At 62.3% G+C, this 16,616-nt stretch carries 13 protein-coding genes; 4 read left to right on the forward strand and 9 right to left on the reverse strand.

Annotated features, from left to right (window positions below):
• Positions 1-25: 25 nt before the first annotated feature.
• Positions 26-1,372, reverse strand: coding sequence for a metalloprotease PmbA (pmbA, locus tag ACVI9W_RS07705; protein WP_038614409.1), 1,347 nt, complete (start codon positions 1,370-1,372; stop codon positions 26-28).
• Between the two features lie 108 nt (positions 1,373-1,480).
• Here pmbA and yjgA point away from each other — a divergent pair, with 108 nt between their 5' ends.
• Positions 1,481-2,002 carry a ribosome biogenesis factor YjgA gene (gene yjgA, locus ACVI9W_RS07710; protein ID WP_157193989.1) on the forward strand — a complete coding sequence of 174 codons (522 nt, stop codon included), beginning with the start codon at positions 1,481-1,483 and terminating at the stop codon, positions 2,000-2,002.
• A gap of 42 nt (positions 2,003-2,044) precedes the next feature.
• Here the strand turns inward: yjgA and tldD are convergent, their stop codons facing one another.
• The 8 genes from tldD to mreB all read right to left on the reverse strand — a co-directional run bounded on the left by tldD (position 2,045) and on the right by mreB (position 13,192).
• A complete protein-coding gene (gene tldD / locus ACVI9W_RS07715; RefSeq protein ID WP_461529664.1) occupies positions 2,045-3,484 on the reverse strand; it encodes a metalloprotease TldD in 1,440 nt (479 codons plus the stop codon).
• Between the two features lie 2 nt (positions 3,485-3,486).
• Positions 3,487-4,338 carry a carbon-nitrogen hydrolase family protein gene (locus tag ACVI9W_RS07720; protein ID WP_461529665.1) on the reverse strand — a complete coding sequence of 284 codons (852 nt, stop codon included), beginning with the start codon at positions 4,336-4,338 and terminating at the stop codon, positions 3,487-3,489.
• Between the two features lie 14 nt (positions 4,339-4,352).
• Positions 4,353-8,162 carry a YhdP family protein gene (locus ACVI9W_RS07725; protein WP_461529666.1) on the reverse strand — a complete coding sequence of 1,270 codons (3,810 nt, stop codon included), beginning with the start codon at positions 8,160-8,162 and terminating at the stop codon, positions 4,353-4,355.
• An 85-nt stretch (positions 8,163-8,247) separates the two neighbouring features.
• Positions 8,248-9,705 carry a ribonuclease G gene (gene rng, locus ACVI9W_RS07730; RefSeq protein ID WP_157193996.1) on the reverse strand — a complete coding sequence of 486 codons (1,458 nt, stop codon included), beginning with the start codon at positions 9,703-9,705 and terminating at the stop codon, positions 8,248-8,250.
• Between the two features lie 81 nt (positions 9,706-9,786).
• Positions 9,787-10,392 (reverse strand): Maf family protein, encoded by a 606-nt coding sequence (locus ACVI9W_RS07735; protein ID WP_461529667.1) that lies wholly within the window; start codon positions 10,390-10,392, stop codon positions 9,787-9,789.
• Positions 10,393-10,426: 34 nt separating this feature from the next.
• A complete protein-coding gene (mreD, locus tag ACVI9W_RS07740) occupies positions 10,427-10,915 on the reverse strand; it encodes a rod shape-determining protein MreD (protein WP_038614423.1) in 489 nt (162 codons plus the stop codon).
• Complete coding sequence (mreC, locus tag ACVI9W_RS07745; protein ID WP_371262008.1) at positions 10,915-11,940, reverse strand: rod shape-determining protein MreC; 1,026 nt, start codon at positions 11,938-11,940, stop codon at positions 10,915-10,917. Before mreC ends, mreD begins: the two co-directional genes overlap by 1 nt.
• Positions 11,941-12,154: 214 nt before the next feature.
• Positions 12,155-13,192, reverse strand: coding sequence for a rod shape-determining protein MreB (mreB, locus tag ACVI9W_RS07750; RefSeq protein WP_008371426.1), 1,038 nt, complete (start codon positions 13,190-13,192; stop codon positions 12,155-12,157).
• A gap of 203 nt (positions 13,193-13,395) precedes the next feature.
• Between mreB and gatC the strand changes: the two genes are divergently transcribed.
• Genes gatC through gatB form a run of 3 tightly spaced genes read left to right on the forward strand, consistent with a single transcriptional unit; the run spans position 13,396 to position 16,608 of the window.
• Positions 13,396-13,683: an Asp-tRNA(Asn)/Glu-tRNA(Gln) amidotransferase subunit GatC gene (gatC, locus tag ACVI9W_RS07755; protein ID WP_038614429.1), complete on the forward strand. Its 288-nt coding sequence runs from the start codon at positions 13,396-13,398 to the stop codon at positions 13,681-13,683.
• A gap of 16 nt (positions 13,684-13,699) precedes the next feature.
• Positions 13,700-15,151 carry an Asp-tRNA(Asn)/Glu-tRNA(Gln) amidotransferase subunit GatA gene (gene gatA / locus ACVI9W_RS07760; RefSeq protein ID WP_157194000.1) on the forward strand — a complete coding sequence of 484 codons (1,452 nt, stop codon included), beginning with the start codon at positions 13,700-13,702 and terminating at the stop codon, positions 15,149-15,151.
• A gap of 11 nt (positions 15,152-15,162) precedes the next feature.
• Positions 15,163-16,608: an Asp-tRNA(Asn)/Glu-tRNA(Gln) amidotransferase subunit GatB gene (gatB, locus tag ACVI9W_RS07765; protein ID WP_038614433.1), complete on the forward strand. Its 1,446-nt coding sequence runs from the start codon at positions 15,163-15,165 to the stop codon at positions 16,606-16,608.
• Positions 16,609-16,616: the final 8 nt, after the last annotated feature.

The following is a 16,616-nucleotide window of genomic DNA, read 5'->3' on the forward strand; positions in this document are numbered from 1 at the left end:
CGGGGCAAGCCCGCTCCTACAGCAATCAGCTACCCGCCACAGTCATCCGCTCGATCAATACCGAGCCGGTGTGAATGTTGCTACGAGTCTCAAGATCATTACCGATCGCGACAATCTGCTGGAACATGTCCTTCATATTGCCGGCGATGGTCACTTCCTGAACAGCGAACTGAATCTCGCCATTCTCGACCCAATACCCGGCGGCGCCACGGGAGTAGTCGCCGGTCACCATGTTCAAGCCATGCCCCATCAACTCGGTGACCAACAATCCACGTCCCATACGCCGGATCAGCGCAGCCTGATCCTCAACCCCGTGGGTAACGTACAGGTTATGCACGCCACCGGCATTGGCGGTGCTCGGCAGGCCAAGTTTGCGTCCGGAATAAGTACCCAGTACGTAGGAGACCAACTCGCCTTTTTCGACGAACGGTTTTGCGTAGGTGGCCAGACCATCGCCATCGAAGGCCGCACTGCCCAGCGCGCGCATCAGGTGTGGACGCTCATCCAGGGTCAGCCAGCTGGGGAACAGGCGCTGACCCATGGTGCCCTCAAGGAACGATGACTTGCGGTACAGGTTGCCGCCGGAGATCGCCGACAGGAAACTGCCGAACAGCCCCCCGGCCAGCTCTGCCGAGAACAGCACCGGCACCTCGCAGGTCGGCACCGGTCGCGCGCCCAGGCGACTGGCGGCCCGTTGCGCGGCGCGCTGGCCGATGCTGCGAGGATCGGCCAGCAACTCGCCCTGGCGATTGACGTCATACCAGTAGTCACGCTGCATCTGCCCGTCGGCTTCGGCGATCATCACGCAGCTCAGGCTGTGACGGGTCGACGCATAGCCACCGATAAAACCGTTGCTGTTGCCATACACGCGGCAGCCCTGATGGGTATTGAGCGTGGTGCCGTCAGCGTTCTTGATCCGCGCATCGGCATCAAAGGCTGCCGCTTCGCAAGCCAGCGCCTTTTCGATCGCCTGTTCCGGGGTGATGTCCCAGGCGTGATACAGATCGAAGTCAGGCAGATCACGGGCCATCAACGCCGGATCGGCAAGCCCTGCGCAATCATCCTCGGAAGTGTGCTTGGCAATCGCCAGTGCTGCGGCGACGGTCTCGCGAATGGCCTCGCTGCCGCTGGCCGAGGTGCTGGCCGAACCTTTGCGCTGGCCAACGTACAGGGTGATACCAAAACCCTGGTCGCGGTTGAACTCCACGGTTTCCACTTCGCGCTGGCGTACCGAGGTCGACAAGCCCTGCTCCAGCGAAACCGCTACTTCACAGGCGCTGGCCCCTTGGCGTTTGGCTTCGGCGATGATCTGCTCAACCTGCTCCTGCAACGCCGGCAGGGCCTGTGGACCTACGCTCTGGACTGCATTCATGGTTTTCTCCACTCAAATTCTGCGTTCGGCACGGGTCAATCTACGACCGGGCCGGACAAGCGGCCCCCGACTGGTTATCATGGCGGCGATTCTCAGCGGACTGCCCCCATGGTTGATTCTTACGACACCGCCTTCGACGGCGAAAAAAGCAAAACCCAGATCAAGCGCGAAATGCAGGCGCTGGTCGATATGGGCGAGCGCCTCACATTGCTCAAGCCCGACATCCTGGCCAAACTGCCCTTGACCGACGAATTGCGCGCGGCCCTGGAAGAGCACAAGCGCCACACGGCGAACGAGGCCAAAAGGCGTCACAAGTCGTTCATCGGCAAGCTGATGCGTGACCAGGACATCGACGCGATCACTGCCCTTCTTGACCAGCTCGACGCCTCTTCGCGCCAGTACAACGAGCGCTTCCACGGCCTCGAACGCTGGCGCGACCGGCTGATCGACGGCACCGACGAAGTCCTGGAAAAATTCGTCCAGGAATACCCGGAAGCCGACCGCCAGCAGCTACGCTCGCTGATCCGCCAGGCCCAGCACGAGTTGAAAACCAACAAGCCGCCTAGCGCCAGCCGCAAGATCTTCAAGTACATTCGCACCCTCGACGAGGTTCAACGCGGCCTGCGTTGAGCCCCGCGACCGGGCAGGCGCCCTGCCCGCCCGGTTTCAACTTCATGCGCCCGTGCCACCCACGGTGATCGCATCGATCTTCAAGGTCGGCTGGCCGACGCCAACCGGCACCGACTGACCATCCTTGCCACAGGTGCCCACACCACTGTCCAGGGACAGGTCGTTACCGACCATCGATACCCGGCTCATGGCTTCCGGACCGTTGCCGATCAGCGTCGCGCCTTTGACCGGTGCAGTGATTTTGCCGTCTTCGATCAGATAGGCTTCGCTGGTGGAGAAGACAAACTTGCCGCTGGTGATATCCACCTGGCCGCCGCCCAGATTGGCGCAGTAGAGGCCGCGCTTGACCGACTTGATGATTTCTTCCGGATCGCTTTCCCCGGCACGCATATAGGTGTTGGTCATGCGTGGCATTGGCAGGTGCGCGTAAGACTCGCGGCGCCCGTTACCGGTGACCGCCATGCCCATCAACCGGGCGTTGAGCTTGTCCTGCATGTAGCCCTTGAGAATGCCGTTCTCGATCAGCGTGGTGCACTCGGTGGGTGTGCCTTCGTCATCCACGCTCAACGAGCCGCGGCGACCCTCCAGGGTGCCATCATCGACGATGGTGCACAGGCTCGAGGCAACCTTTTCGCCCATGTGGCCGCTGTAGGCCGAGCTGCCCTTGCGGTTGAAGTCACCTTCCAGGCCATGGCCGACTGCCTCATGCAGCAACACCCCGGACCAACCAGAACCGAGGACCACCGGCAAGGTGCCGGCCGGGGCCGGAATCGCTTCCAGATTGACCAAAGCCTGACGCAGGGCCTCACGGGCAAAGCCCATGACCCGCTCGTCGGTGAAATAGCGATAGTCGGTACGCCCGCCACCGCCATGGCCACCGCGCTCACGCCGACCGTTCTGCTCGACGATCACACTGACGTTGAAACGCACCAGCGGACGCACATCCGCGGCCAGGCTGCCGTCGGCTGCGGCGATCAGGATCCGCTCCCAGACCCCGGCCATGCTCACGGTAACCTGCTGAATTCGCGGGTCAAGCTTGCGCGTGGCGGCATCGACACGTTTGAGCAGCTCGACCTTCTCGGCACGGCTGAGCACTTCCAGCGGGTTGTCGTTGCCATACAGCTGAACGACATCCTGACTTTTGAACGCCTGCACACTGCCGTTCTGCCCAGCGCGGGAGATCGAGCGGGCGGCACGCGCAGCTGAAGTCAGAGCCTCCAGGTTAATGGCGTTGCTGTAGGCGAAACCGGTTTTCTCACCGGACTGGGCACGTACGCCCACGCCCTGGTCGAGGTTGAAACTGCCTTCTTTGACGATCCCGTCTTCAAGCGCCCAGGATTCGGAAATCTGCCCCTGGAAATACAGGTCGGCGGCATCGATGCCCGGCCCGGCCAACTCACCCAGCACTGACTGCAGGCTGTCGAGGGTCAGCCCGCCCGGCGCCAGCAGATGCTCGCTGACAGTGGATAACATCTCGCTCATAGTCACTCCGAGGTGTGCGCAGGCCGCAAAGCGTCCTGCGAGAAAAAGCGCCGGTGCAAGGCCACCGGCATCCGCGCCCGGATGGACGCCTGTTCGCTGCTGTCGCGTTCGCCCAGCAGCACGGCCTCGCCGCTGGCCTGTTCGGCGATAATCCGCCCCCAGGGATCGACGATCGCCGCATGACCGTATGTTTCCCGTGGCCCCGGGTGGGTACCGCCCTGCGCGGCGGCCAAGACATAACACTGGGTTTCAATCGCCCGCGCGCGGATCAGCACTTCCCAATGCGCCGCGCCGGTTACGGCGGTGAACGCTGCCGGAGCACTGATCAGTTCGGCCCCGGCAGCGCGCAAGGCGCTGTACAGTTCAGGGAAGCGCAAGTCATAGCATACGCTCAAGCCCAGACGTCCGACCGGGGTATCGGCAACCACCACCCGGCTGCCATGGGCATAGTCATCAGACTCCCGATAGCGGCCACGGTTGTCGGCGACATCGACATCGAACAGGTGCAGCTTGTCGTAGCGCGCTACGGTTTCGCCATGCTCATCGATCAACAACGAACAGGCATGGGACTTGGCGTCCGGCTGCCCGGCCGGCGGTAAAGGCAAGGTGCCAGCCACCACCCATAACCTGAGGTCGCGTGCTGCCTGTTTCAACCACGGCAGTATCAGCCCCTCGCCCAGCGCCTCGGCGCGACCGATGGCGGCGCTGTCGCGGCGGCCCATGGCGGCGAAGTTTTCCGGCAACACCGCCAGGCGCGCACCGCCGGCAGCCGCCTGCTCAAGCAAACGCCGAGCCTGCTCCAGGTTGGCCGGGATATCGCTCTGGCTGACCATCTGGATCACTGCTGACTTCATTGGCGCTCCCGAGGCTATTTGTCGAACGGTTTGATAAAGCTGATTTTAGGCTCTTTCCACGGGCCTTCGACGCGATAGTGCACGCTGGCATAACGCGCCACGCGATCACCCAGCAGACGATCAACCAGGAACAACGCACCACCGACCGCCGGTGCTCCGACAATCAAGGCGGCCAGCGGCAGGTTGTTGGTCACCGGCAAGGTCACCTGCAGTTTCGCGTCAACCCGGTCACGCACCATGTCCAGGGTGCCATCAAGCTCGAAATTGCTCGAAGGACCGGTCACGGTGATCGGCTCGCGGGTTACGTAAACGCCTTCACTGGCCACCAGCAGACCTTTGACCCGGTCATAACTCAGGCCCTTGTCGAACAGGTCGGAGAAGTCCAGGCGCAAACGCCGGCCAATCGAGTTGAAGTTGAGCAGGCCAAACACCCGCAGGGCCTGGGCGCCGCCCTCGACTTCAACAAATTGGCCTTTACGCAGGGCGGCATCGAGGCTGCCGGAGAGCCGACCAAGGCTGACCCAGGCCGGCGATCCCGGCCAGCGCGCATCGACATCCATGCGAAAATCGCGGCTGGTGACGGTCGGGGCAAAATTCCACGCTTTGAGCACGTCGGCCAGGTTCTTGCCCTCGATACGCCCCTTGTACCAACTGCCGCTCGCGCCCGGAGCGCCTTCCCAACCGCCATTGCCGTCGATCTGCAGGCCTTTGAGGCTGAGGTCCAGGTCATTCAGGGCGATACCCTTGGCGGTCGAACGCACCTTGACCGCTGCACTGCCGAGCAAGTCATCGCCGCGGTACAACTTGTCGATACTCAGGTCGATGGACGGAATCTTGCGCGGATCGATCTTGGCCATCGGATCAGGCGCGTTGGGCACCGTCACCTCAGCCGGATCTTGCGGCGGCAGGTGAAGGGTCTGCAGGTTCACCACCAGCGGCGTGCCCTTGGCGTCAGGCAGGCGCGCGTTGCCGATGACTTCCTTGCTGTCCAGGCGCAACGCCCAGTTATTCGGATTGCGCTGCAGACGCACTACTGCCTGGTTCAGGTCAAGGCCGGCACCCTTGAGCCGGGCGATGCTCAAGTCGACACCGCGCAATAGCTGGCGGGCACTGCCGCCCGGGTCATTGCCGGCCAGACTGTCCATTTGCTGCTGCCACGGTGCGAGGTCAAGCTCAGCCAGTTTGCCGCGTACCTGCACACCCTGAGCGCTGGGCAATTGCGCGCTGCCACCGCCAAGCACCAGTTCGCCACGACCCTGGTCGAGTTTGTCCATGGGCGCGGCATAGAGCATGTTGGCGACATCGGCGTAGCTGACGCTGAACCGCCGTTCAGGCCCTTGCAGGGTCATGCCGAACTGGCTGTTGCGGGTTTCTTCGGCTGTCTTGCCGAAGGGTGCAGGCAGGTTGATGGCCAGACCTTTGAGACTGGAGTCGACCTTGAGCTGATTGTCTCGGCTACCCAGATTGAGCTGCAGCTGATACGGCAGCTCGCCGGATAACGGCAAGGCCTGCTTGACCTGCAACCATTGGGTCAGGGCACCGAGCGCCACCTGACCCTTGGCCTGGACCCGCGTTTGCAGCTCGCCGGGTTTGCCCTCGGCAAAGATCTGCGCGGTGATCGGCTTGTCGAATACCCGTGCGCTGATGTTCTGGCCGCTGAGGCCCTTGCCGTAGTCGAAGCGGAACGCGCCCTTGAGCTGGTTCAGCTCGATCACCGGGGCGGCAATTTTCAGACGCGCATCGCTGGTGTCGAAATCCACCACCACCTGCGGTTGCTGGCCCTTGGCCAAGGGGATATCCAGCTTGAGCTTGCCCTTGAGGCTACCCTCACCTTCCCAGCCCGCGAACATCGCCGCCGTACCAATCGGCGCTTCCTGGAGGATTTTCAGGCCATCGCCCAAGCCGCCATCGAATGCCCCATCCAGGTACATATGCGTGTGCTCACCACTGGCAACGTGGGGAATGTTGACCTGCACATCGCTGACCTTGGTATCGAGCAACTGTCCATGCCTGGCGTTGACGCGCACACCATCATCGTCGATGTACACATCACCATCGACCTGCTGCACCTGCGGCCAGCCAGGCTGGAAGTCCAGCGCGGCATCATGGACCTTGAAAAACAGGCTGATGCTGCGCGCCTGTTCGGATGCACCGTGATTGAGCGAGCCCTGGTACTGGAAATAGCCTTCGTCGACCGCGCCCTTGAGAATGGCGGTGCGCAGCCATTCGTCCAGCGCCGGGCTGAGGACTTCAGGCAGGTACTTGGCGGTGTAGCGGCCATCGCCATCGACCAGGCCGACACGCAAGTCCATGTAGTCTTCACGTGTTTCATCGAACAGCAGACGGATGAGGAAGTCACCGGCAATCTTGCCCTCTTCGCCCAACACCTTCAGGTACGGGGCGATGAGGGTGAAACCTTCCTGGTCGAGGCGCCAGGTCAGGCGCGCATTGGCCTTCTGGTAATTCCAGGGTTTGGCGAAGATCGGGTAGAGATGGAGCATGAAAGCGTCTGTGTCCAGGCGCAATTCGCCATGGCCGAGGTCACCGCTGATGCTACCGCTGACGTTCCCCGCCGCCGGAGCACCGTGATAGGCGCTGAAGCCCACCCGCTCCAGATTGGCAGCAAAGCTCAGACGCTGGTCTCCGGTTGCTTTCGGGCGGATATCCAACAGGACATTGCGCAGACTGCCCTTGACCTTCAGCCCCTCGACCACCGCCATGGCTTTGTCCGGCAACGGTGCCAGCGACTGGATCAGCGGCGTGAGCGGGGTCAGGTCGAGGCGATCGGCCTGGATTTTCCAGGTTTCTTCACCCTTCTCACTGGCAGCGTTCTGATTCAGTTGCAGGTGCGATTCCCAACGGGTCTTGCCCAGGCTCATGGCCAGCGAATCGAGTTGCACATCAAAACCTTGATCGCGGCGCTGGAACCAGCCATTAAGCGCGAGGTTTTCTACCTTGGCCTCTTCACGGCCGGCATAGGCGCCACGTAACTGCGGTGCATTCAGGCGAACCACGCTGCTCTGCAGCTGGCCCTTGCTCCAGTTCAGCCAGAACTCGCCCCCGGCTTTAAGCTCCTTGGCCTGCCATTGCCCCAGCAACCGCGGCGGCAACCAGCGCGCCCAGTCACTCTGAGGCAAGCTGAGGTAGGCATCGAGCTGGCCATCACGCCAGTGCGCCGGACGCACGCGGCTGCGCACGCTCATGGCCACGGGCTGACCGTCAGGCAAGGTCAGGCGTGCATCCAGACGCTGGCGAACGCTGCCGGTTTGCAAGCCAATGTTGACGTAAGTGAGGGTCATCGGATCGCGCTGGAACGGCTCGAGGGTGACCTGACTGTCGAGCACAGTGATCTTCGCCACCGCCTGCATTTGCTCCAGCAACTGCTGCGGATCCAGCGGCTTGTCGTCGGTTTTCGGCAGACCGTCGAGGGTCCAGGCGCCCTGTTCATCTTCATGCAGGCTCAGGTGCAGGCCACCCACTTCCAGGTTGGCCAGGCGCAACTGACGCTCGCTGAGGCTGGCCCACAGATCCGGCACCACCTTGACCCCGTCCAGGCGTAACGCGGTGACACCCTCGCCCACCTGGATATCGTTGACCACCAGCACCGGTGCCAGGCCGCTCCAGTGCCCTTGCAGGCTGCCGATGTGCACAGGCATGCCCAAAGCCTGCTCGGCTTTGTCTTCGACTTCGGCGCGGTATTCGGCCACCAGCGGCACCAGTTGCCGGCCCAGGCTGACATACAGCGCGACCAGCACAGCCAGCAAGGCACAGATTCCCAGGCCCCAGCGGGTCATCGCGCCCAGAACGCGGATCAGACGCTCCATGGCAATGGCCCTCCAACTCGAGCCTTAACTATGGCCGCAACCGGGCACTTTGCCAGCCCTTGCAGCAGCCCGGTGCGTTCAGACCTCAGAGCAACACCACATCGTACTGTTCCTGGGAGTACATGGACTCGACCTGAAAACGAATGGTTCGGCCGATGAACGTCTCAAGCTCGGCGACGTTGCCCGACTCTTCATCCAGCAGCCTGTCGACCACTTTTTGATTGGCCAGCACTCTATAGCCTTCGGCCTGGTAGGCACGGGCTTCGCGCAGAATTTCGCGGAAAATCTCGTAACAAACTGTCTCCGGGGTTTTCAGCTTACCGCGCCCCTGGCAGCACAGGCAGGGCTCGCACAGCACCTGCTCAAGGCTTTCGCGGGTACGCTTGCGCGTCATCTGCACCAGACCGAGCTCGGTAATACCAATGATGTTGGTTTTGGCGTGGTCGCGTTCGAGCTGCTTTTCCAGGGTGCGCAACACCTGACGCTGGTGCTCCTCGTCTTCCATATCGATGAAGTCGATGATGATGATGCCACCGATATTGCGCAGACGCAGTTGCCGGGCAATGGCGGTGGCCGCCTCCAGGTTGGTCTTGAAGATCGTCTCTTCCAGGTTGCGGTGACCAACGAATGCGCCGGTGTTGACGTCGATGGTCGTCATCGCTTCGGCCGGGTCGACCACCAGATAGCCGCCGGATTTGAGCGGTACCTTGCGGTCCAGCGCCCGCTGGATCTCGTCTTCGACGCCATACAGATCGAAGATCGGCCGTTCGCCCGGGTAGTGTTCGAGGCGGTCGGCAATTTCCGGCATCAGTTCGCCGACGAACTGCGTGGTTTTCTGGAAGGTTTCCCGCGAGTCGATGCGGATCTTCTCGATTTTCGGGTTGACCAGATCGCGCAGGGTACGCAAGGCCAGGCCCAGATCCTCATAGATTTCCGTCGGCGCGCCGACCGTCTTGATCTGCGCACCGATCTGATCCCAAAGCCTGCGCAGGTAGCGGATGTCCATGAGGATCTCATCGGCCCCGGCACCTTCGGCGGCGGTACGCAGGATGAAGCCGCCGGCATCCTGGATGTTTTCCTGGGCAACACAGTCGGTCACCACCTGTTTCAGGCGCTCTCGTTCGGCTTCGTCTTCGATCTTCAGGGAAATGCCGACATGACTGGTGCGCGGCATATACACCAGGTAACGCGAAGGAATCGACAGCTGGGTCGTCAGCCGCGCGCCTTTGGAACCGATCGGGTCTTTGGTGACCTGCACCACCAGACTCTGCCCCTCATGTACCAGGGCGCTGATGCTTTCCACCGACGAGCCTTCGCGCAGGGAGATTTCCGAGGCGTGGATAAAGGCGGCGCGATCCAGGCCGATGTCGACGAAGGCTGCCTGCATCCCCGGCAACACGCGAACCACTTTACCCTTGTAGATGTTGCCGACGATGCCGCGCCGCTGGGTGCGTTCAACATGCACTTCCTGAAGAACACCGTTCTCCACCACCGCCACGCGTGATTCCATCGGTGTGATATTGATCAGAATCTCTTCACTCATGGCAGGCTCTCGTCAAAGGACTTCAGTAATGATGGATCGCTCGTGGGCGACTGGCTAGCAGCAGTCTTGTCCTGTCCTCGCTCAACGGGCCGACAACGGTTGCCAACAGGGAATGGCGAATTGTCCGAGCAGCTCGGCGGTCTCGCTCAGCGGCAAGCCCACCACTGCCGAATAGCTGCCTTCGATGCGTTGCACGAACACCGCGCCCAGGCCCTGGATGGCATAGGCGCCGGCTTTGTCCAGCGGCTCGCCGCTGGCCCAGTAAGCTTGAGCTTCTTCGCTAGAAATCGGGCGAAAACGGACCTGACTGGCGACACAGACACTCAGGCAACGCTGCTGATCGGCGACCGCAACGGCCGTCAGCACCTGGTGCTCGCGGCCCGACAGCGCCGCAAGCATGGCCAGGGCATCTTCGCGATCGACCGGTTTGCCCAGAATCTGCCCATCGAGTACCACCGCGGTGTCGGCGCCAAGCACCGCCAGGGCCGCATTCGCCTCACGCGGCAGCAGCGCAGCCAGTCCGGCGCTGGCCTTGGCCCGCGCCAGGCGCTCGACGTAAGCTGGCGCGGCCTCGTTCGGCAGCGGGCTTTCGTCGACCGAAGCACTGAGCGTGGTGAAGGGAATGCCGATCTGGGTCAGCAATTCCCGGCGGCGGGGTGAACCAGAGGCCAGGTACAGCGGGGTCATCGTGACTTCTCCCTGTCAACGTCGGGAAGCGGGCTCAGTTGATGCTCAGACGCAAGCGCAGCCCACGCAGGGCGAAGCTGATCCACGGCCAGAGCAAGGCGCTGATGACCGCCGACCAGATCAGCGCCAGGGTCGGCAGGCGGTTGCCGGTCAGTGCACTCAGCCATAGCTGCACCAGTTGGGCCAGACCAAAGACCACTAGAATCACCAGGCTTTGCTGCCACATCGGGAACATCCGCAGGCGCTGTTGCAAGGTCAGCACCAGGAAGGTGATCAGGGTCAGCACCAGGGCGTTCTGCCCCAATAGCGTGCCGTATAACACGTCCTCGGCCAGGCCCAGGACAAACGCCGTGGTCATGCCGACCTTGTGCGGCAGGGCCAGGGTCCAGAAAGCCAGGAGCAAGGCCAGCCACATGGGCCGGAAGACTTCCATGAACTGCGGCAACGGTGAAACGCTGAGCAGTAGGCCAAGCGCGAACGTCAGCCAGACCACCCAGCCGTTTCGACTGCGAGTACTCACCATCAGTGTCTCTCCCGGGAAGGGGTCGTGGCAGCGCCGCTGGCAGCAGCCGGAGCTGGCGCCGGGGCTGCGGGTGCGGCCGCTGGCGACGCGACTGGAGCCGGGTTGGCAGGCGTCGCCGGAGCCGTTCCGGGCGCTGGAGCTGGCGTGACAGTCGTCGCGCCAGGCTGTGCGGCCTCAGCACTGCCAGGCAAGCCCTGACGATCAGCAGCCTCCTGGGCCATGGCGGCATCGGTGGCACGCTGTTCGGGGGTACGGCTGTCGGTAAACACCAGCAGCAGGTAGCGGCTGCGATTGAGGGCTGCAGTCGGAACCGCGCGAACAATGGCGAACGGCTGACCGGAGTCGTGAATCACTTCTTTTACCGTGGCCACCGGATAGCCGGCCGGGAAGCGCTGGCCCAGGCCCGAGCTGACCAACAGGTCGCCTTCCTTGATGTCCGCAGTATCGGCGACATGGCGCAGTTCCAGGCGCTCCGGGTTACCGGTACCACTGGCAATCGCCCGCAGGCCATTGCGGTTGACCTGTACCGGAATGCTGTGGGTAGTGTCGGTCAGCAACAGTACCCGCGCGGTATAAGGCATCAGCTCGACCACCTGGCCCATCAGGCCGCGGGCATCGAGCACCGGCTGGCCAAGCACCACGCCATCGCGCTCGCCCTTGTTGATCAGGATGCGGTGGGTGAACGGGTTGGGATCGACACCGATCAGCTCGGCGACCTCGACCTTCTCATTGACCAATGCCGACGAATTGAGCAACTCGCGCAGGCGCACGTTCTGCTCGGTCAGGGCCGCCAGTTTCTGTACGCGCCCCTGCATCAGCAAGGCTTCGGTCTTGAGTTTTTCGTTCTCGGCGATCAGTTCGGTACGACTGCCGAACTGGCTGGCGACACCCTGCCACAGGCTCTGCGGCAAGTCGGTGATGTGATAGGACTCCATCAGCACCAGCCCCATCTGGCTGCGTACCGGTTTGAGCAGGGTAAAGCGCGCATCGACCACCATCAGGGTGATCGACAGCACAACCAGCACGAGCAGGCGCACGCCCAACGAAGGGCCCTTGGCGAAAAGCGGTTTAATAAGCCGCTCCTCGTGGACGACGATTCAAGAGGTCATTCATACGGCAACGCACCGGCCTGCTTGTGGATTGACGGAAAATGACGCCCACACGGACGTCAGCCCAGCGCATACAGGTAGCACTGTGAGCACTACCTGTAAACCGGGCGGCATGTTTGCTGCAACCAGCTTACTCGCTGGAGAGCAGGTCCATGGTGTGTTTGTCCATCATTTCCAGGGCGCGGCCACCGCCACGGGCAACACAGGTCAGCGGGTCTTCGGCAACGATCACCGGCAGGCCGGTTTCCTGGGCCAGCAGCTTGTCGAGATCGCGCAGCAGGGCGCCACCACCGGTCAGCACCAGGCCACGCTCGGCGATGTCCGAAGCCAGCTCGGGAGGCGATTGCTCCAGGGCGCTCTTGACCGCCTGAACGATGGTCGCCAGGGATTCCTGCAGGGCTTCGAGCACTTCGTTGGAATTGAGGGTGAAGGCACGTGGAACGCCCTCGGCCAGGTTACGGCCGCGAACATCGACTTCACGCACTTCGCCACCTGGGTAGGCGGTACCGATTTCCTGCTTGATGCGCTCGGCGGTGGATTCGCCGATCAGGCTGCCGTAGTTGCGGCGCACGTAGGTCACGATCGCTTCGTCGAAGCGGTCACCACCGACACGCACGGATTCGGCATAGACCACACCATTGAGGGAGATCAGTGCAATTTCAGTGGTACCGCCGCCGATATCGACGACCATCGAACCACGGGCTTCCTCGACCGGCAGGCCGGCACCGATAGCGGCAGCCATTGGCTCTTCGATCAGGAACACTTCGCGGGCACCGGCGCCCAGCGCCGATTCACGGATGGCGCGACGCTCGACCTGGGTCGATTTGCACGGCACACAGATCAGCACGCGCGGGCTTGGCTGCAGGAAGCTGTTCTCGTGAACCTTGTTGATGAAGTACTGCAGCATTTTTTCGCAAACGCTGAAGTCGGCGATCACGCCGTCCTTCATCGGACGAATGGCAGCAATGTTGCCGGGCGTACGGCCCAGCATGCGCTTGGCTTCGGTACCTACCGCGACGACACTTTTCTGGTTGCCGTGAGTACGAATGGCCACAACAGAGGGCTCATTCAGGACGATACCGCGCTCACGCACGTAAATAAGGGTGTTGGCAGTGCCCAGGTCGATGGAAAGATCGCTGGAAAACATGCCACGCAGTTTCTTGAACATGGGAAAGTGACCCTAGGCAACGCGTGGGTAAAAAAGTGCGGCAAACTCTAACAACGGCGGGGATTTTGGGCAAGGCGCCAATATGTTAAATTGGCAGTTTTTCCGAGCAAGCCAGCACACAATCGCGGCCTTATGACCGTAAATCTGCCAGCATGTTCCTCATCGCGGACCAAATCCGTTTTTTGTTTCCCCAGGAGATCCCCATGGCGCTTGAACGCTGCGACGTGGAAAAGATCGCCCATCTGGCCCGACTGGGCCTGAATGAAGCCGATCTGCCACGCACTACCGATGCCCTGAACAGTATTCTGGGACTGGTCGACCAGATGCAAGCCGTCGACACCACTGGCATCGAGCCACTGGCGCACCCGCTGGAAGCCAATCAGCGCCTGCGCGCCGACGTGGTAACAGAAAGTAACCATCGAGACAGCTACCAGGCCATCGCCCCGGCGACGGAGAACGGCCTGTACCTGGTTCCGAAAGTCATCGAGTAAGGGAATAGAGCCTGCCATGCATCAACTGACCCTGGCCGAGATCGCCCGCGGACTCGCCGACAAAAAGTTTTCTTCCGAAGAGCTGACCCGCACCCTGCTGGCGCGGATCAACCAGCTCGACCCGCAACTCAACAGTTTCATCAGCGTCACCGAAGAGCTGGCCATCAGCCAGGCCCGCGCCGCCGACGCCCGTCGCGCCGCTGGTGAGAACGGTCCCCTGCTCGGTGCGCCAATCGCCCACAAGGACCTGTTCTGCACCCAGGGCATCCGCACCAGCTGCGGCTCGAAGATGCTCGACAACTTCAAGGCTCCTTACGATGCGACCGTGGTCAGCAAGCTGGCCGAAGCCGGCACGGTGACTCTGGGCAAGACCAACATGGACGAATTCGCCATGGGTTCGGCCAACGAATCCAGCCACTACGGCCCGGTGAAGAACCCGTGGAACCTTGAGCACGTACCGGGCGGTTCGTCCGGTGGTTCGGCGGCGGCCGTGGCGGCGCGCCTGCTGCCAGCGAGCACCGGTACCGACACCGGTGGCTCGATCCGACAGCCGGCTGCGCTGACCAACCTCACCGGCCTGAAACCGACGTACGGTCGGGTTTCGCGCTGGGGCATGATTGCCTACGCATCGAGTCTGGACCAGGGTGGCCCACTGGCACGTACCGCCGAAGACTGCGCGCTGCTGCTGCAAGGCATGGCCGGCTTCGACGCCAAGGACTCCACTTGCATCGATGAGCCCGTACCGGACTACAGCGCCGGCCTGAACGGCTCGCTCGAAGGCCTGCGCATCGGTCTGCCGAAGGAATACTTCGGCGCCGGTCTCGACCCGCGCATCGCCGACCTGATCCAGGCCAGCGTCAAGGAACTGGAAAAGCTCGGCGCTGTGGTCAAGGAAATCAGCCTGCCGAACATGCAGCACGGTATTCCGGCGTACTACGTGATCGCCCCGGCGGAAGCCTCGTCGAACCTGTCGCGTTTCGACGGTGTGCGTTTCGGCTACCGCTGCGAGAACCCGGTTGACCTCACCGACCTGTACAAGCGCTCCCGTGGCGAAGGTTTCGGTGCCGAAGTACAGCGCCGGATCATGGTCGGTGCCTACGCCCTCTCGGCAGGTTACTACGACGCCTACTACCTGCAGGCGCAGAAGATCCGCCGCCTGATCAAGAACGACTTCATGGCCGCCTTCAACGACGTCGACGTGATTCTCGGCCCGACCACGCCAAACCTGGCCTGGAAGATCGGCGCCAAGAACAACGACCCGGTCGCTGCGTACCTGGAAGACGTGTACACCATTACCGCCAACCTAGCGGGCCTGCCAGGCCTGTCGATGCCGGCCGGTTTTGTCGATGGTCTGCCGGTTGGCGTGCAATTGCTCGCCCCGTATTTCCAGGAAGGCCGCCTGCTCAACGTCGCGCATCGCTATCAGCAAGTGACTGATTGGCACACCCGCGCACCTACCGGCTTCTGAGGGATCACCACATGCAATGGGAAGTTGTCATCGGGCTGGAGATTCACACCCAGCTCGCCACCCAGTCGAAGATTTTCTCCGGCAGCGCCACCACGTTCGGTTCCGAGCCGAACACCCAGGCCAGCCTGATCGATCTGGGTATGCCCGGCGTGCTGCCGGTGCTCAACCAGGAAGCGGTACGCATGGCCTGCATGTTCGGTCTGGCGATTGACGCCGAGATCGGCCAGCACAACGTGTTCGCGCGCAAGAACTACTTCTACCCCGACCTGCCCAAGGGTTACCAGATCAGCCAGATGGAACTGCCGATCGTCGGCAAGGGCCACCTGGACATCGCCCTCGAGGACGGCACGGTCAAACGCGTCGGCATCACCCGTGCACACCTGGAAGAAGACGCCGGCAAGAGCCTGCACGAAGACTTCAGCGGCTCCACCGGTATCGACCTGAACCGTGCCGGCACGCCGCTGCTGGAAATCGTTTCCGAGCCGGACATGCGTAACGCCAAGGAAGCCGTGGCCTACGTCAAGGCGATCCACGCCCTGGTGCGCTACCTGGGCATCTGCGACGGCAACATGGCCGAAGGCTCGCTGCGTTGCGACTGCAACGTCTCGGTGCGGCCGAAAGGCCAGGTCGAGTTCGGTACCCGCTGCGAGATCAAGAACGTCAACTCGTTCCGCTTCATCGAGCGCGCGATCAACACTGAAATCCAGCGTCAGATCGAGCTGATCGAAGATGGCGGCAAGGTCGTCCAGGAAACCCGCCTGTACGACCCGAACAAGGACGAGACGCGCTCGATGCGCAGCAAAGAGGAAGCCAACGACTACCGTTACTTCCCCGATCCGGACCTGCTGCCAGTGGTGATCGAAGGCGCTTACCTCGACACCATCCGCACCACCCTGCCGGAGCTGCCACCGCAGAAGCGCGAGCGCTTCCAGAGCCAGTTCGGTCTGTCGGCCTATGACGCCAACGTGCTGGCTTCGAGCCGTGAACAAGCCGACTACTTCGAACAAGTGGTTGCGGTGTGTGGCGATGCCAAACTGGCCGCCAACTGGGTCATGGTCGAGCTGGGCAGCCTGCTCAACAAGCTGGGCCTGGAAATCGATCAGGCACCGGTGACCGCCGCACAACTGGGCGGCATGCTGCAGCGCATCCTCGACAACACCATCAGCGGCAAGATCGCCAAGGTGGTGTTCGAGAAGATGGCAGCCGGTGAAGGCGATGCCGACCAGATCATCGAGGCCGAAGGCCTGAAACAGGTGACTGACACCGGTGCGATCGAGAAGGTGCTGGATGAGATGCTCGCGGCCAACGCCGAGCAGGTCGAGCAGTACCGCGCCGCCGATGAAGCCAAGCGCGGCAAGATGTTCGGCTTCTTTGTCGGCCAGGCCATGAAAGCCTCCAAGGGCAAGGCCAACCCGCAGCAAGTGAACCAATTGCTCAAGAGCAAGCTCGAAGGGTAATTCGCGTC

It is taken from the genome of Pseudomonas sp. 210_17 TE3656, assembly GCF_054821965.1.

Bases quoted from the DNA above. Each gene is read 5' to 3' on its own strand.
- pmbA (WP_038614409.1), bottom strand. From the start codon at position 1,372: ATGAATGCAGTCCAGAGCGTAGGTCCACAGGCCCTGCCGGCGTTGCAG.
- yjgA (WP_157193989.1), top strand. From the start codon at position 1,481: ATGGTTGATTCTTACGACACCGCCTTCGACGGCGAAAAAAGCAAAACC.
- tldD (WP_461529664.1), bottom strand. From the start codon at position 3,484: ATGAGCGAGATGTTATCCACTGTCAGCGAGCATCTGCTGGCGCCGGGC.
- ACVI9W_RS07720 (WP_461529665.1), bottom strand. From the start codon at position 4,338: ATGAAGTCAGCAGTGATCCAGATGGTCAGCCAGAGCGATATCCCGGCC.
- ACVI9W_RS07725 (WP_461529666.1), bottom strand. From the start codon at position 8,162: ATGGAGCGTCTGATCCGCGTTCTGGGCGCGATGACCCGCTGGGGCCTG.
- rng (WP_157193996.1), bottom strand. From the start codon at position 9,705: ATGAGTGAAGAGATTCTGATCAATATCACACCGATGGAATCACGCGTG.
- ACVI9W_RS07735 (WP_461529667.1), bottom strand. From the start codon at position 10,392: ATGACCCCGCTGTACCTGGCCTCTGGTTCACCCCGCCGCCGGGAATTG.
- mreD (WP_038614423.1), bottom strand. From the start codon at position 10,915: ATGGTGAGTACTCGCAGTCGAAACGGCTGGGTGGTCTGGCTGACGTTC.
- mreB (WP_008371426.1), bottom strand. From the start codon at position 13,192: ATGTTCAAGAAACTGCGTGGCATGTTTTCCAGCGATCTTTCCATCGAC.
- gatC (WP_038614429.1), top strand. From the start codon at position 13,396: ATGGCGCTTGAACGCTGCGACGTGGAAAAGATCGCCCATCTGGCCCGA.
- gatA (WP_157194000.1), top strand. From the start codon at position 13,700: ATGCATCAACTGACCCTGGCCGAGATCGCCCGCGGACTCGCCGACAAA.
- gatB (WP_038614433.1), top strand. From the start codon at position 15,163: ATGCAATGGGAAGTTGTCATCGGGCTGGAGATTCACACCCAGCTCGCC.